Annotated in this window: 14 protein-coding genes; 6 read left to right on the top strand and 8 right to left on the bottom strand. The window is 62.6% G+C overall.

What is annotated here, in order from left to right:
* The first annotated feature begins 46 nt into the window (after positions 1-46).
* From ACN2XU_RS18405 to ACN2XU_RS18385, 5 genes are all read left to right on the top strand, one after another.
* Positions 47-1,624, top strand: a complete 1,578-nt coding sequence (locus ACN2XU_RS18405) for an ABC transporter substrate-binding protein (protein WP_419411929.1) — start codon at positions 47-49, stop codon at positions 1,622-1,624.
* Between the two features lie 171 nt (positions 1,625-1,795).
* Positions 1,796-2,743, top strand: coding sequence for an ABC transporter permease (locus tag ACN2XU_RS18400; RefSeq protein ID WP_419411928.1), 948 nt, complete (start codon positions 1,796-1,798; stop codon positions 2,741-2,743).
* Positions 2,740-4,608: a dipeptide/oligopeptide/nickel ABC transporter permease/ATP-binding protein gene (locus ACN2XU_RS18395; protein WP_419411927.1), complete on the top strand. Its 1,869-nt coding sequence runs from the start codon at positions 2,740-2,742 to the stop codon at positions 4,606-4,608. Before ACN2XU_RS18400 ends, ACN2XU_RS18395 begins: the two co-directional genes overlap by 4 nt.
* Positions 4,605-5,555: an ABC transporter ATP-binding protein gene (locus tag ACN2XU_RS18390; RefSeq protein WP_419411926.1), complete on the top strand. Its 951-nt coding sequence runs from the start codon at positions 4,605-4,607 to the stop codon at positions 5,553-5,555. Before ACN2XU_RS18395 ends, ACN2XU_RS18390 begins: the two co-directional genes overlap by 4 nt.
* Positions 5,530-6,294 (top strand): FadR/GntR family transcriptional regulator, encoded by a 765-nt coding sequence (locus ACN2XU_RS18385; protein ID WP_419411925.1) that lies wholly within the window; start codon positions 5,530-5,532, stop codon positions 6,292-6,294. The genes ACN2XU_RS18390 and ACN2XU_RS18385 overlap by 26 nt, the downstream gene beginning before the upstream one ends.
* A gap of 152 nt (positions 6,295-6,446) precedes the next feature.
* On the opposite strand, the gene ACN2XU_RS18380 is transcribed toward ACN2XU_RS18385, so the two are convergent.
* From ACN2XU_RS18380 to ACN2XU_RS18365, 4 genes are all read right to left on the bottom strand, one after another.
* Positions 6,447-6,872 (bottom strand): universal stress protein, encoded by a 426-nt coding sequence (locus ACN2XU_RS18380; RefSeq protein ID WP_419411924.1) that lies wholly within the window; start codon positions 6,870-6,872, stop codon positions 6,447-6,449.
* Between the two features lie 13 nt (positions 6,873-6,885).
* A complete protein-coding gene (locus ACN2XU_RS18375) occupies positions 6,886-9,513 on the bottom strand; it encodes a TRAP transporter permease (RefSeq protein ID WP_419411923.1) in 2,628 nt (875 codons plus the stop codon).
* Between the two features lie 193 nt (positions 9,514-9,706).
* Entirely contained in the window at positions 9,707-10,261 is a 555-nt protein-coding gene (locus tag ACN2XU_RS18370; protein WP_419411922.1) for a VPLPA-CTERM sorting domain-containing protein, read from the bottom strand.
* Between the two features lie 241 nt (positions 10,262-10,502).
* A complete protein-coding gene (locus tag ACN2XU_RS18365) occupies positions 10,503-11,465 on the bottom strand; it encodes a TAXI family TRAP transporter solute-binding subunit (protein ID WP_419411921.1) in 963 nt (320 codons plus the stop codon).
* Between the two features lie 124 nt (positions 11,466-11,589).
* Between ACN2XU_RS18365 and ACN2XU_RS18360 the strand changes: the two genes are divergently transcribed.
* The gene (locus tag ACN2XU_RS18360; protein ID WP_419411920.1) at positions 11,590-12,924 is read left to right on the top strand and encodes an aspartate aminotransferase family protein; all 1,335 of its coding nucleotides are present in this window, start codon (positions 11,590-11,592) and stop codon (positions 12,922-12,924) included.
* A 49-nt stretch (positions 12,925-12,973) separates the two neighbouring features.
* On the opposite strand, the gene ACN2XU_RS18355 is transcribed toward ACN2XU_RS18360, so the two are convergent.
* From ACN2XU_RS18355 to fdh3B, 4 genes are all read right to left on the bottom strand, one after another.
* Positions 12,974-13,099 (bottom strand): hypothetical protein, encoded by a 126-nt coding sequence (locus ACN2XU_RS18355; protein ID WP_419411919.1) that lies wholly within the window; start codon positions 13,097-13,099, stop codon positions 12,974-12,976.
* Between the two features lie 13 nt (positions 13,100-13,112).
* Entirely contained in the window at positions 13,113-14,378 is a 1,266-nt protein-coding gene (locus tag ACN2XU_RS18350; RefSeq protein ID WP_419411918.1) for a c-type cytochrome, read from the bottom strand.
* 4 nt (positions 14,379-14,382) lie between these two features.
* Positions 14,383-15,603, bottom strand: a complete 1,221-nt coding sequence (locus ACN2XU_RS18345; protein WP_419411917.1) for a formate dehydrogenase subunit gamma — start codon at positions 15,601-15,603, stop codon at positions 14,383-14,385.
* Positions 15,604-15,765: 162 nt separating this feature from the next.
* Positions 15,766-16,359: a formate dehydrogenase FDH3 subunit beta gene (gene fdh3B, locus ACN2XU_RS18340; protein ID WP_419411916.1), complete on the bottom strand. Its 594-nt coding sequence runs from the start codon at positions 16,357-16,359 to the stop codon at positions 15,766-15,768.
* Between the last annotated feature and the right edge of the window lie 11 nt (positions 16,360-16,370).

Below are 16,370 nucleotides of genomic sequence, written 5' to 3'. Positions count from 1 at the left end.
TCATGATAATTTAGCCTCAAAGAACAATGACAGGGAGTCGCCAACAATGAACCTCTTTTCCATGACGCGCCGGACCTTGCTGGCCGCCGCAACCTCCACGCTGGCCCTTGGGTCACTGACCGTGCCAGCGCTTGCGCAAACGCCCGAAGGGGTGCTGATCGTCGGTCAGATCGCCGAGCCCAAATCGCTCGATCCCGCAGCGGTCACGGCGGTCAACGACTTCCGCATTCTGGTAAACCTTTACGAGGGTCTCGTGCGCTACAAGCCCGGCACGCTTGAGGTAGAGCCGGGGCTGGCGACGGCCTGGGAGATTTCCGAGGACGGCACCGAATACACCTTCACCCTGCGCGAAGGCGTGATGTTCCACGATGGCACGCCCTTCAACGCCGAGGCGGTGAAATTCAACTTCGACCGGATGCTGAACGAGGATCACCCCTATCACAACACCGGCCCCTTCCCGCTGGCCTTCTTCTTCAGCGCGGTGACGGAGACGACTGCCCTCGATGACTACACGGTGAAATTCACCCTCAACGGCCCCTATGCGCCGTTCCTGTCAAACCTTGCCTATCCAACCGGCCTCATGGTCTCGCCGGCGGCGGTCGAGGCCAATGGCGCGGATTTCGGCCGCAGCCCGGCCGGAACAGGCCCGTTCAAATTCACCGAATGGCGCTCGAATGAAGCCGTGGTTGTCGAGAAAAACCCCGATTATTGGGGCGATCCTGCGGGGACGGAGGCCGTTGTCTTCCGCCCGATCACAGACGCCAACACCCGTGTGGCGGAGATGCTCGCGGGTGGCATCGACATGATGGTCGAGGTGCCCCCGACGTCCCTGTCACAATTCACGGGCGATGACTTCAACGTGGTCGAACAGGCAGGCCCGCACGTTTGGTTCCTCATCCTGAACGCCAAGGAAGGCCCCTTCGCCGACAAAAAGGTGCGGCAGGCGGCAAACTACGCCATCAATAAGGAAGCCTTGGTGAACGACGTGCTGGAAGGCACCGCGGAGGTCGCTGCCGGTCCGACGCCGCCCGCCTTTGCATGGGCCTACAATGACGCGCTGGACCCCTACCCCTATGATCCCGAAAAGGCCAAGGCGCTGCTGGCCGAGGCCGGGGCCGAAGGGGCGGAGCTGACCTTCTTCGTGACCGAAGGCGGCTCTGGCATGCTCGATCCGGTTGCCATGGGCACCGCCATTCAGGCCGACCTTGCCGCCGTCGGCTTTGACGTGACGATTGAGACCTATGAGTGGAATACCTTCCTCGGCGAGGTGAACCCCGGTCTCGAAGGCAAGGCGGACATGGCGGAGATGGCCTGGATGACCAACGATCCCGACACCCTGCCCTACCTTGCGCTGCGCAGCGACGCCTGGCCGGACAAGGGCGGCTTCAACTCGGGCTATTATTCGAACCCGGAGGTCGACACCCTGCTCGAACAGGCGCGGGTGGCCACGGATCAATCCGAACGCGCGGCTCTCTACAAAGAAATGCAGGAGATCGTGCAGGACGATGCGCCCTGGGTCTTTGTCGCCAACTGGAAGCAGAACGCGGTGACCTCGGACCGCGTGGAGAATTTCAGCCTTGAGCCATCCTTCCTGCTGCAACTGGCGGATGTCGTGAAGAACTGAGGGGTCGCGGGCGCGCAAGCGCCCGCCCCACCGCCCCCTCCTGTCGGCATCGCCCTTTGCTTCAACGCACGACAAAGGCGGCAGCCGGGAGATTCTTCAGCCAAGATAAAACTCGGGCGCGGTCTCTTTCCAAACAGCCGCATGACCTGAACCATCCAACAGGGGATGTCCATGGGCGCCTATGTTCTCAAACGGTTGCTGTCGGCGGTTCCCGTGCTGCTCGGCATCACGGTGATCGTCTTCCTGATCATGGCGATGATCCCCGGCGATCCGGCGACGGCGATCCTTGGAAGCTATGCTACGCCGGAGAATGTCGAGAAGCTCAACCGCGATCTGGGCTTGGACAAGCCCCTCGTGGCGCGGTACTTCATCTGGCTCGGTAATATGCTGACCGGTGATTTCGGGCGCTCGTTCAGCCTCAATCGGCCCGTTCTGGACGAGATCCTGGAGCGATTTTCCGCAACGCTTGTACTGGCGGGTACGGCCTTCGTACTGTGCTCCGTGCTGGGCATCCTCGCAGGCGTCGTGTCGGCGGCACGGCAGTACAGCTGGGCCGACAAGGCCATCACCTTCACGGTGCTGATCGGCATTTCGGTGCCGTCCTTCTTCCTTGGCATGATGATGATCCTGCTCTTCGCCGTGAACCTGCGATGGCTGCCGGTTTCGGGGATGTACGCGATCTACGGCGGTGGCGACCTGCCCGATCTGGCGCGGCACCTTGTCATGCCCGCACTGGCCCTGGCCGCTGTGGCCACGGGCGTCGTGGCGCGGCTGTCGCGGTCTGCCATGCTTGAGGTGCTGCGGCAGGATTTCATCCGCACCGCCCGCGCCAAGGGCGTGCCAGAGCGCCGTGTGCTCTATGGTCATGCCCTGCGCGCCGCCATGGTCAGCATCATCCCGGTGCTGGGCATTCAGGCCGGGTTCGTGCTCTCCGGCGCAGTCTACATCGAGATGGTTTTTCAGTGGCCCGGCGTCGGACGCATGCTTGTCGACGCGATCTTGAAACGCGACATCCTGCTGGTGCAGGGCGGCGTGGTGTTTGTCGCCGCCTGCTATGTGCTCTTCAACATCGCGGTGGACGTGGCCCAAAGCCTGCTGGACCCGAGGATCAAGACATGAGCTTTCTGCGTCTGCTCTTCCGCAACCGCCTCGCCGCGCTTGGCGCGATTGTGCTCGGGGCAATCCTGTTGCTCGTGCTCCTGACGCCATTGCTGCCGCTGGCGGACCCGGATGTGATCGACACGGCGAACAAGTTCGCCCTGCCCCTCGGCGAGGCGGGCCTGCTCGGCACAGATCACCTGGGCCGCGATCTTCTGGCGCGCCTGCTCTATGGTACGCGGCTGAGCATTGCCGTCGGCATTGTCGCCGCCGTCGCCGCCGCCACCATCGGCAGCGCGATCGGCATCATCGCGGGCTACTATGGCGGGCGCACGGACAACATCATCATGCGCGTCGTCGACATGCTGATGGCGTTTCCCTACATCCTTCTGGCGCTGGCCATCGTGGCGGCGCTTGGCCCCGGCCTGATGAATGCGCTGATTGCCGTGGCCGCCGTCAACGTGCCGTTCTTCGCCCGCAATATCCGCGGCGTGACGGTCTCGCTCGCCGGGCGCGAGTTCGTCGATGCCGCCAAACTTGCAGGCATGGGCAACACCCGGATTATCCTGTCGGAAATCCTGCCCAATGTCCTGCCGGTGATCGTCATCGCCATGTCCACCACCGTGGGCTGGATGATCCTTGAAACCGCCGGTCTCTCCTTCCTCGGCCTTGGCAGTCAACCGCCCCAGGCGGACCTCGGCTCCATGCTCGGCGAAGCCCGTGCGGCGATGATCCGCGCGCCGCACACCTCCGTGGTGCCCGGCGTGATGATCTTCCTCATCGTGATGAGCGTGAACCTGCTTGGCGACGGTGTGCGCGATGCGCTCGATCCGCGCCTGAAATCCGGCGCGCTGAGCCGTCCGTTGGCCACGACCCGCGTCGACCGGCAGGGTCCGGTTCCGGCACAGAAAAACAAGGGCCTGCTGAACATTCAGGCGCTGGAGACACAGTTTCACGTCGGCGCACGCATCTATCGCGCGGTGAACAAGGTCTCGCTCCACGTCAAGCCGGGCGAATGCCTTGGCGTGATCGGCGAAAGCGGCTCTGGCAAGTCGGTCACCGCGCTGTCGGTCATGGGCCTCGTCGCCTCGCCCCCCGGCGTCATAACCGGCGGCGCGGTACGCTATGACGGCGAGGACCTGCTGAGCGGCAGCTATGCGGACCTGCGCCGAAAGCGCGGCGAGAACGTCGCCTATATCTTTCAGGACCCTCTGGCCACACTGCACCCGCTCTACCGCATCGGCGATCAACTGATCGAGGCAATCTCCTCGCATCATCGCATCAGCAGGGCCGAGGGCCGCGCGCGGGCGTTGGACCTTCTGAAATCGGTGCGCATTCCCAACGCCGAAAGCCGTCTCAACGATTATCCGCATGAGATGTCCGGCGGCATGCGGCAACGCGTCGGCATTGCCATGGCGCTGGCAAACGATCCGGACGTGATCATCGCGGATGAGCCAACCACGGCGCTGGATGTCACGGTGCAGGCGCAGATCCTCTCCCTGCTCAACGACCTGCGGCGCGAGCGCGGCCTCGCGATCATCTTCATCACCCATGACTTCGGCGTGGTGGCGCAGCTGTGCGATCGCGTTGCGGTGATGTACGCCGGACAAATCGTCGAGGAAGGCCCGACAAAAGCCGTGCTCGACGCACCCGCGCATCCCTACACCAAACGCCTGATCGCCTGCGTGCCCGAACTGGGCGGCGGCAGACGAACGCTGGCCGCGATCCCGGGCCTGCCGCCGGTGGTCGACAACCTGCCGGATGGCTGCGCTTTTGCCCCGCGCTGCCACAAGGCGCAGGACGCATGCACCCGGGCGGACATCGACCTCGGCGGCCAGGGTGCCCGCGCCGTGCGCTGCATCTTCCCCGAAGAGGACCTCACATGACCGCCCTCAACGTCGACGATCTGTCCAAGACCTTCCCCGTCAAGTCCGGCCTCTTTGGCACGTCCCGCGATGGCGTGCGGGCGGTGCGGCCCATGTCCTTCTCGGTAGAAACCGGCGAAACCCTCGGAATCGTCGGGGAGAGTGGCTGCGGGAAATCGACCCTCGCGCGCATGCTCGTCGGCCTGCTGGCGCCGACCACCGGTGCGATCGAAATCGCCGGAAAAGCCCTCGATACAGCTGATCCAGCCGTCTTCGGACGGCTCATCCAGTATGTCTTTCAGGACCCGATCAGCAGCCTCAACCCGCGCAAGACAATCCGCCAGATCATGGACGCGCCGCTGAAACGGCTCTACCACATGGACAGGGTGCAGCGGGATGCGCGCATCGCGGAAATCTTCGCCTCGGTGAACCTGCGCGAGGACTTCCTCAGCCGCTACCCGCATGAATTCTCCGGCGGTCAGGCACAAAGAATCGGCATTGCACGCGCCCTCGCCGCCTCGCCGGAGATCATCATACTGGATGAGCCGGTCTCGGCGCTCGATGTGTCGGTCCAGGCGCAGGTGCTGAACCTGCTGGCTGATCTCAAACAACAATTCGGCCTGACCTATCTCTTCATCAGTCACGATCTGGCCGTGGTCGAAGCGGTGTCTGACCGCGTCATGGTGCTCTATTTCGGCTCCGTCGTCGAAATCGGCAGGGCGGAGCGCATCTTCGCCGCTCCCAAACATCCCTATACCAAGCTGCTTGCGGACAGCGCACCGGTTGTCGGCCGCCCCTTGACCGCGCCCGAGCAAAAGGGCACGGAGCTGCCCGACCCGCTGAACCCGCCGCCGGGCTGCGCCTTTGCCTCGCGCTGCCCCAAGGCCACAGCGCTGTGCCGCAAAGAAACCCCCTTGCTGGTCGCCAGAGGAGAAGATCAGTTTGCCGCCTGCCATCACCCGCTCTAAGCTCGAAGCCAAACTCAGCCGGCCGGCACAGGTCGCCGAAGCGATCAAGGACTGGGTCGTCTCCGAGGGCCTGCGCGCCGGAGACCGCCTGCCCGGAGAGGTCGAGCTGATCGCGCGTTTCGGCATGGCAAAAGGCACAATCCGCGAAGCCATGCGCATTCTCGAAGCCCAGGGCCTGATCAAGACGCGCACCGGCCCCGGCGGCGGCAGCTTCGTGCACGAAGTCAGCCGCCAGCGCGCCAAGGCCCTGCTCGGCAACTACTTCTACTTCAAGGACCTGACCATCGACGACATCTACGGGCTTCGGGTCATCCTCGAACCGGACATGGTCGCGCAGTTGGCCGGACATCTCTCCGAAGAGACCCTGGCCGAGCTTGAAGCCAACACAACCGCCTACTCCGAACCCGCCCGCTCCCCCGACGAAGAACGCGCCCAACACATTGCCTCCCTTCGCTTTCACGCGCTGCTTGCCGAACAAGTCAACAACCCCTTGCTCAGCTTCATCCTCGATTTCATGATCAAGCTGCTCTCGGATCTGACCGTCTACCGCCAACTCTACGCCCCACCGAACGAAGAACTCTGGGCCAAGGGACGCGATTACCAATCCCGCCTGCTGATGGCCCTGCGCGAGGGCGACGCGGGAGCCGCACGGGCGATCATGAAGGCTCACATGGAAACCGCTTGGTCCTTGATGCGCGGCCAAGAAGCGGAAATGGCGCGCAGGTTCATCTCAGAATAATACCCGAATGCGCCAGTCACTTCCGCGCGGCAGCCTCCGGCGGGGATATTTACGACAGAGAAGAAGACAGGCCTATATCACCCAGTTTCTTCTCTGCGCAAATATCCCGGGGAGGCTCGCGCAGCGAGACGGGGCAGAGCCCCAAACCCACTCTAACGAATGACAAACACGGACTGGTTGGCGTGACGCACAACACGCGCCGCGTTCGGTCCGACAAGATAGTCGCGCAGCTCGGGGCGATGCGCGCCGACCACGATCGCATCCGCCTCGATCCTGTCCGCCGTGCGGAGGATCGTGTCATAGATATTGCCTTGCACCACGTGCAGATGCGGTGTGATTTCATTTGGAAGCACCTGCGCCGCCCAATCCATCAGTTGCGCCTGCGCCTCCTCGCGGATGCGCTCGGCGTGCTCAGGTCCAAGCGCTGCGCCGACCATGGCCATGCCGCTGTCCGGCACCACGTTCAGCACATGCAGTTCGGCATTATTGGCAATCGCCAGCTGACATGCGCCTTCTGCGGCGCGCCGTTTGCCTTTGGTCTGGTTCAGGTCGATGGCGAGAAGAATTTTCTTGAACATCTCTCTGGTCCCCTCAGAAGGCCGGTTGCGTGGCGCGCGGGCGCTGGATCATCACGACCCCCGCCAACAGCAACAGTGCCGGGATGAAGAACAGTTCCTTGGGCATGCGGTCGTTCTCGACCTGCACCTGAATGATACTCACCGGGGTGTCTCCGTAGTAGTCGTACTCCGTCCCAAGCGTTTCGAAGTGCGGCGTGCCAGGGAACGGCTCGTCGATCAGCAGCTGATCCCCCTCCTCCATCAGCGTCAAGCCTTCAGCATCGAGCGCGCCGAAGGCATCGCCCGGCACCGCCGGGATCTCGATCGTTGTGGGCCGCATCTTGCCGGTGTCGAAGTCCGGACCGTTGATGGTCAGCCGCAGCGCCTTGCCATCTTCCGCTCCTTCCATCAGCGCAATCGCAGCGGCGCCTTCCGCCGTGGTGTAGCGCTCGCTGATCTGGTCGAGGAAGAACCCCGGCCGGAACAGCATGAAGCAGATCACCAGCAACGCCGCGCTTTCCCACCATTTCGACTTGGCGATGAAGTAGCCCTGTGTCGCGGCCGCAAAGAGCAGCATGGCAATCAGGGAGATGAAGAATACCAGCACCGCATGCGGCAGCGTCACGTCGATCAGCAGAAGGTCGGTGTTGAAGATGAACAGGAACGGCAACAGCGCCGTGCGGATGTCATAGGCAAAGCCCTGGATGCCGGTCTTGATCGGATCGCCGCGCGAAATCGCAGCCGCCGCATAAGCCGCCAGGCCCACGGGCGGCGTGTCATCTGCCAGAATTCCGAAATAGAAGACGAACATGTGCACCGCGATCAGCGGCACGATCAGCCCCGCCTGCGCGCCGACGCTGACGATCACCGGCGCCATGAGCGAGGAGACAACGATATAGTTTGCCGTGGTCGGCAGGCCCATGCCAAGGATCAGCGACAGCACCGCAACCAGCACCAGAAGAATGATCAGGTTGCCGCCCGAGATCACCTCGATCACCTGGCCGATGACCTGGTGCGCGCCGGTGAGCGAGATGGTTCCGACGATAATGCCCGCCGCCCCGGTGGCGACGCCGATCCCGATCATGTTGCGCGCCCCAAGGATCAGGCCTTGGACAAAATCACCCCAGCCCGCGCGGGCCTCCGTGCCCACTTCTTTACCCCGGAACATCGCCTTGAGCGGGCGGTGGGTCAGCGCAATGATGATCATGAAGATCGTCGCCCAGAAGGCCGACAGCGCCGGCGACAGCCGGTCGAGCGTGTCGGTCCGCACCATCAGGTTCCACACCAGGATGAAAATCGGCAGCGCGAAATACAGCCCCCCGATAAGCGTCGGCGTCAGCCGCGGCGCCTTGGGCGGTGCGTCCGGATCGTCATCTTCCTGGATTTCCGGCAGCCCTGCCGCGACCTTCAGCAAAACGATATAGAGCACCGCCACCAGCGCCACCGCCGCATAGACACTGTCGCCCATGACCGGATCCAGCAGCGTGCGCAGTCCGATCATCAGGAAGGCGCAGAGGCCAAGGAAGATGAAGCCTGACAGGAACAGGATCGCGATCATGATCACGCCGATCTTCCGTCCCGGCTTTTCCAGCCCCTTGAGGCCCATCTTCAGCGATTCAAGATGCACGATATACAGCAGCGCCATGTAGGAAATGACCGCTGGCAGGAAGGCATGTTTGACCACGTCGATATAGGGAATGTTGACATATTCGACCATCAGGAAGGCCGCGGCCCCCATCACCGGGGGCGTCAACTGGCCGTTGGTTGAACTGGCCACCTCGACCGCCCCGGCCTTTTCCGCCGGAAAGCCGATCCGCTTCATCAGCGGAATGGTGAAGGTGCCGGTGGTCACGGTGTTTGCAATGGAGGAGCCGGAGATCATGCCGGTCATCATCGAACTCAGGACCGATGCCTTCGCCGGCCCGCCGCGCAGCGCACCCAGCAGGGCGATTGCCACCTGAATGAACCAGTTGCCGCCCCCCGCACGGTCCAGCAACGCGCCAAACAGCACGAACAGGAATATCATCGAGGTCGACACCCCGAGGGCCACGCCAAAGACACCCTCGGTCTGCATCCAGTAATGCCCCAGCGCCTTGGACAGCGAGGAGCCGCCGTAGTTGGTGATGTTCCGCGCCCATTCGCTGTACCCGCCGAAGAAGGCGAAGGCGATGAAGGCGGAGGCAATGATCACCAGTGGCAGGCCAAGCGAGCGATAGACCGAGATCATCAGGACGATCATCCCGGTGGCCGACATCACGATATCGGTCGTGCTCCACAATCCGGGCCTGTCCGCGATCGAGAACCGGAACACCACAAGGTAAAGACAGGCCGCGATCCCAAGTGCGGCAATCACCCAGTCATAGAGCGGGATGCGATCCCTCGGTGCCTTGGAGGTCAAAGGAAACGCCAGCGTTGCCAGCATGATAGCAAAGGCGAGGTGAACGAACCGTGCCTGTGCGACAATATTGGCAAAGATGCTCATGCCGGTCGCTTGCGCGACCATGCCGGGGATGCGGCTGGCAATGTAGAGCTGAAACACCGACCATGCGATGCAGGTCCCGATGATCAGCCTGGCCTGCCACACCACTGCCGGGTTGCGCGCCCCGGTGTCGGCCTCGGCCACCATATCATCTGCTGAGCGCTCTGTTGCGGCGTCTGTCATTTTGTGCCCCCTGATGGTTAATTCCGTCAAGGCTGCGCTCATGTTGTGCTTTGGTGCAAGGCAAAAGTTGCGTTTTTCGTACAATCAGATGCCGTCGCCTGCCACAACGGCACCCAAGAGCCAGACAAAAAGAGGCCGCGCACATGCACGGCCCCTTCACGATTGCCTTGCCGCATGCAAGCGGCGCAGAAGGTCAGTTCGTCTTTCGACGCCGCATCAGGCCAAACCCGCCAAGTCCAAGCATCAGCAACACGCCAGAGGCCGGAAGCGGCACCGCCGCCATGTCTGCAATCAAGACCAACCCGGCGAAATCGGTCGTTGATGGCGAGGTTTGAACATAATATTCATCGAAATTGCCCGCATGTTTGTATGCGCCCGTAAGGTGGCTATCGGAAAACCGGAACAGGGCGCGCGACTTTCCTTCCCAATAGTAACCACTCCATCCACCCTGAGAGTAGTAAGTGTAGACGTAGCTTGAATTGCCTTGATTGAAGACAGCCTCACCTTCGGCGGTTGTCGCAACGCGATACCCCGTGGGCGCTTCGTACGTATCGCCAGGCGACCAAACGTTGGATTGGGAAACCGCAAAATAAAACCGACCGTCGGTCGTGCTTTGGCGCAAACCACCCAGGGTATCGGTCTGAAGCCACCAATCCTCGACCGCGATGGTCGCGGCGGACAAACGTGCGGGAGACACACTTAGGAAAAACGCCAGGCCCAAAAGGGCCGGTAGAATAAAACGTTTCATAGATTATCCTTGGGAAACATCGAATCTAACTTCAGAAACTCAAAGCATAGTATTCATAGAATGTGCATTCATTTTTTCCGCTGATGACGGAAGTCGCCTTTCGTCTGCTCCGTTTGCTCTGTTGAAATTATGATCTTTCGTGCCTTACGGCGCGTAGATAGGCCCAATAGCGAACCGCTGTGAAATGCGTAGCGGCGGCGAGTTTCCCCGCCGCCGCTTCGTCTTCCGATACGCTCGAAGGTTATTCCATCAGGCCGAGTTCTTTATACGCCTTTGCCGCGCCCGGGTGCAGCGGGGCGGACAGGCCGTCCTTGACCATCTGCGCCGGGTCGAGGTTGGCGAATGCCGGGTGCAGTTGGCGGAAGTCGTCGATGTTTTCCATCACGGCCTTGGCCACAACATAAACCGTGTCTTCCGGGACATTCGCCGAGGTTACGAAGGTCGCGCCGACGCCAAAGGTGGTCACGTCTTCCGGATTGCCATCATACATGCCGCCCGGAATCGTCGCCACGCGGTAGTAGGGGTTGTCCGCAACCAGTTTGTCGATCGGCTCGCCGACCACGTCGACCAGTGTCACATCACAGGTGGTGGACGCTTCCTTGATCGCCGCAGCCGGGTGACCGATGGTGTAGATCATCGCGTCGATGTTGCCGTCGCAGAGCTGCGTGGCCATCTCCGAGCCCTTATATTCGGTCGCCAGCGAGAAGTCGTCCATGGTGATACCGAAGGCGTCCATGACAACTTCCATTGTGGCGCGCTGACCAGAGCCCGCGTTGCCGACGTTGACGCGCTTGCCCTTGAGATCCTCGAACTTCTCGATACCGGTGTCCGAGCGCGTGATCAGGGTAAAGGGCTCGGCATGCACAGAGAACACCGCGCGCAGTTCCGGGAAAGCCGCGTCACCCTCGAAATTGGACGTGCCGTTGTAGGCATGGTACTGCCAGTCGGACTGGGCCACGCCGAACTCAAGCTCACCGGCCTTGATGGTGTTGATGTTGTATACGGACCCGCCGGTGGATTCGACGGCGCAGCGGATGCCATGCTCCTTGCGCGATTTGTTCACAAGTCGGCAGATGGCACCACCGGTGGGATAGTAGACGCCGGTCACACCGCCGGTGCCGATGGAGATGAACTCCTGCGCGCTCGCCGCACCGCCAAAGGCCATGCCGACCGCGGCCGCGGCTCCGAGTACGTAATGTTTCATGTTGGTCTCCCTGTATCTGATCAGTCTTCGCAGAGGCGAAGGTTGGGTGAAACCAGTAGAACGCCTAATGAAATGTGTGGCAAGGTTGGTTCATCAAATTCCTGCGTGAAAAGAAGTTGACGCCATGTCCCAGCCCACCTCCCACGTCTTTCCCCGCAACTCCAAGACGCCGCCGCCGATGGTCTCCCACGGAGATGGCGTCTATCTGATTGACCGGAATGGCAAAAGATATCTGGACGGATCGGGCGGTGCAGCGGTCTCCTGCCTTGGCCATTCCGATGAGAAAGTCACGCAGGCGATCCGCGCGCAGCTGGACAAGGTGGCTTTCGCGCATACCGGATTCTTCACGTCCGAACCGGCGGAGGCGCTGGCTGACAAGCTGATCACCCATGCGCCCGCAGGGCTTGATCGGGTCTATTTGGTCTCCGGCGGGTCGGAGGCGATGGAGGCCGCGCTGAAACTTGCGCGCCAGTATGTCATCGAGATCGGCCAGCCCGAACGCACCCGCATCATCGCCCGGAAGCAGAGCTACCACGGAAACACCCTTGGCGCCTTGGCCGCGGGCGGCAACGCATGGCGCCGCGCGCCCTTCGCGCCGCTTCTGATCGACGTCAGCCACGTCTCCCCCTGCTATGCCTATCGCGGCCAACAGGCGGACGAGAGCGAGGCGCAATACTGCGACCGCCTGATCGCCGAACTGGAAACCGAAATCGCCCGCCACGGCGCCGAAACCGTCCTTGCCTTCGTGGCCGAGCCAGTCGTCGGCGCGACGCTGGGCGCGGTGCCACCCGTTGCAAACTACTACAAACGCATTCGCGACCTCTGCACCCGCCACGGTATCCTGCTGATCCTCGACGAAGTCATGTGTGGCATGGGCCGCACCGGCACACTGTTTGCCTGCGAGCAGGATGGCATCGCGCCGGACATCTGTGCCGTGGCCAAAGGCCTAGGCGCAGGCTACCAGCCGCTCGGCGCCATGCTCTGCACAGACACCATCCACGACGCCATCGAACACGGCTCCGGCTTTTTCCAGCACGGGCACACCTACATTGGCCACCCCACGGCCTGCGCGGCGGGTCTTGCGGTCCTCGAACGGCTGACCGATGATGACCTTGTCGCGCGGGTGGCCCCGATGGGCGCAGCCCTCAGCGAACGGCTTGCCGCACGCTTTGGCCAGCACCCCAATGTCGGCGACATTCGCGGCCGTGGCCTGTTCCTCGGGCTGGAACTGGTGGCAGACCGCGAGACAAAGGCACCGTTGGACCCGGCTTTGAAAACCCATGCCAAGCTGAAGAAGGCCGCCTTTGACGCCGGGCTGATCTGCTACCCGATGGGAGGGACGATCGACGGGCAATCCGGCGATCACATCCTGCTCGCGCCGCCGTTCATCCTCAGCGACGCGCAGGCAGACGAGATCACGGATAAACTCTGGACCGCCTTTCGCGCCATCGGGCTCTAGCCTCTGAATCCGTGCGAAACAGTGGGCCACAGAGCCGCCAGGTTGGCGGTCAGTTCAGCCGAACGGCGTCACTTGATGCACGGTCCGCGCTGGAAAAGCCGATTTCGTGAAGCCCGTAGTAGGCGGCCACCCCGATAAGAGCCGCTACCGCGAACCCGGTTATCATGGCTTTCATGAGCCAAATCCTTTCATTGTGTCGCCTCTTTCAGGAAAGCGATCAGATCGGCGCGGTCCTGTGCGCCGCTGATCACCTGCATCGGCATCTTAGATCCCGGGATATAGTGATCCGGGCCGGTTTCGAACAGGGCATCAATGGTTTCATCCGTCCACTGAATATCGAGTCCGGTCAGTGTCTGCGAATAAGCATAGCCCGGCAGGCTGCCCGCGTCCCGACCGAACACGCCGAACAGCGTCGGCCCTGCCTTTCGCGACGGTCCCGGCTCCAGCGCGTGGCAGATCGAACATTTGCGCATGAACTGTCGCTCGCCATTGCTCATTTTCTCCGGATCGCGAAGAAAGCTACGCTTTTGCCCCATCGCGGGATCGAAACTCTCGAGAAGCGCAACGGGCCAGGAGAACACCACGTCGTCGATGCCCCCTGCATGGATCACGTCGCCCTCGTTCGAGAAACTGAGCGCCCAGACGGGTCCCTCGCGGGCAGCACGGAAATCCCGGGTGATACGCCAGTCGCCGGTGTCGATCATCATTATATAGCCCTGCCCGTCGCCAACCGCGATCAATCCCGCCTGCGGGTGATGATCCATGGCGAGGATCGGCCGACGGTCGAGGGTGAAATCGCGCAAGTCCGCGCCGGTATTCGCGTCGATCACCCGCGTTGCACCATCGACCGCACCATAGGCCAGCCAGCCCTCGCCCAACACCAGTTCGTTAACGCCAAAGCCCTGCCGCGCCAGTGGCACGGGCGCGCGCCCGTCTACCGGATAGCGCAGCACATCCCCGGTCATGGTCGCTGCAAAAATCGTGCCATCCGCAGCGATGGCAATATCGTTGACCCCAGCTCCCGGAGCCGGAAGCGCCGCGCCTTCGGTGCCGTCCGGTTCCCAGCGCCGGATTGTCCCGTCCCAGCTCCCGGACAGCAACGCCCCGTCCGGGGCAAGCGCAAGAGCCGTCACCTTGCCAAGGTGATGACCCAGCACCCGACCCGCGCCATCGGTCCAGAGCCGGACAGAAAAGTCATCGCTGCCGGAGGCAACGCGCCCATCCGGCAGAGCCAGAACGACGGTCACCGCCGCCTCGTGCCCATCGAGCCAGACCGGCGCGCGGCCGGTCCAGATCCCCAAGGCATTGTCAAAGCTGCCCGTCACCACGCCGCCATCCGGCAAAACGTCAAGCGCCATGATCGGCCCGCCGTGCCCCTTGAGCGTGGTAAAGGATGTCTGCGCCGAGACGGCACCGGCGCAGATGATGACCAGCGAAAGTGCCAGCCCCCTCACGGGTTTATTCCGCAGGTGTGGCGCTGCCCTGAGCGCCCTGCTTCTCGCTTTCCTTGATCTCGTCGAGCCAGAGCGAATGGTGCTGATGCGCCCAGGCCTCGTCGACTTCGCCCGAGCCCATGGCGTCAAAGGCGCCCTCCATGCCGACGGTCCCGATGTAGATATGCGCCAGGATCACCGCCATCATGACAAAGGCGACGATGGCGTGCCACAGTTGCGCCAGTTGCATTTCCTCCTGTGGCGCCAGAGCGGTCGGCAGCGGCGCCATATCGACCCAGCCAGGAACGCCGATGTCATTCAGGATCGCGAATGTCTTGGCGAAAAGGGGCATTTCAAAGGGGAACAGCAGCGACAGGCCGGACACCGAAAGTGAAACCCCAAGCACGATCACGGACCAGAAGATGATCTTCTGACCGCCGTTGAATTTCTTGGCGGGCGGGTGCTTGTTGCCGATGATGCCGCCTGCCTGTGCAAACCATTTGATGTCGGTCTTGTCGGGAATGTTGTGCCAGACCCAAAGAACGAAGACGAGGATCAGCCCAAGCATGAAGGCCCAGGCGATATTGTTGTGGATCATCTTGGAGGCCACCAGCAGGTTGGCGTTGGTTTCCTTGCCCAGGTAGGGCGCGATGAACATGCGACCGAACAGCGTCAGCAAGCCGGTGATCCCGAGCAGGATGAAGGAGCCCGCAAGCAGCCAGTGCGAGAACCGCTCGAAGGCCTGAAAGCGGGTCACCGTACGGCCAGCCTTTTCACCGTCGATGCGAATGCGTCCGCGGATCAGGAAAAACAGACCGAGCACCACGATGGTACCGATCAGAAGCCAGCCGCCATATGTGGCCAGCGGGCCTTCGCGGAATTGGTACCACGCCATGCCGCCGTCCTGCACGAGCACCTTGCCCAGATCGCCCTGGGTCGAGACGGTCACATCGGCCTTGTTGTAGCGCAGAGCGCGCCACAGCGCCGGATCCGACGAAGTGCCGAGCGGTGCAAGGTTCGGAAGCGGTGTCGCATCATCGCCCACCAAATCGGAGCGGAAACTGTCGTCGATCGGAAGCCCCTGCTGACGCCGCAGAATATCCTCCAACGTCTGCGCGCCGCCTGTGGCGGAACGATCGACCGGGGAAACGACCGTTGCCGGATCGGTGAAGACGTCCTGCGCCGGGGCGACACCGGGCAGAGCCAGCGTGAGTGTGGCGAGGATAAGCAGTAGAAAGCGCGGCATCGTGAAAGCTCCGGGATATCGGATGGTTGCGCGGCGCGCAGTGCTGGGACCTTGTGGACCGGCGCGCGCGAAAACGGGGTAAGGCGGGGTAGATAACCCCGCCCTACAGAGCGTCGGTGCGTAGGGCGGGGTTATCTACCCCGCCCCTGCCAATGGGACGGCTCAGCCGCCCTTCTGGTCGTATGCCGTTCCCCAGCCCCAGGCGCCGGAGCCGAAGCCACGGGCCACGACGCGCTCGCGATAGACGGCGGACACGACGTCGCCATCGCCCGCAAGCAGGGCCTTGGTCGAGCACATCTCGGCGCAGATCGGCAGTTTGCCTTCCGCAATCCGGTTGCGCCCATACTTGGAGAACTCCGCGTTGGAGTTGTTCTCCTCCGGGCCACCGGCGCAGAAGGTGCACTTGTCCATCTTGCCGCGCGAGCCGAAGTTGCCGGCCTGCGGGTACTGCGGCGCGCCGAAGGGGCACGCGTAGAAGCAGTAGCCGCAGCCGATACACAGGTCCTTCGAGTGCAGGACGACACCTTCCTCGTTCTGGTAGAAGCAATCCACCGGGCAGACCGCCATGCACGGCGCGTCCGAGCAGTGCATGCAGGCGACAGAGATCGAGCGTTCGCCCGGCATGCCGTCCTGAATGGTCACCACACGGCGCCGGTTGATGCCCCAGGGCACCTCGTGCTCGTTCTTACAGGCCGTGACGCAGGCGTTGCACTCGATGCAGCGCTCGGCGTCACAGAGAAACTTTGCTCTTGCCATTCTCTTTTCTC

Origin of the sequence: Pacificoceanicola niger (genome assembly GCF_048553275.1) — a bacterium.
GTDB lineage: Bacteria > Pseudomonadota > Alphaproteobacteria > Rhodobacterales > Rhodobacteraceae > Pacificoceanicola.
Note: the sequence above shows the minus strand (reverse complement) of the source record. Positions and strands in the feature narration are given on the sequence as shown.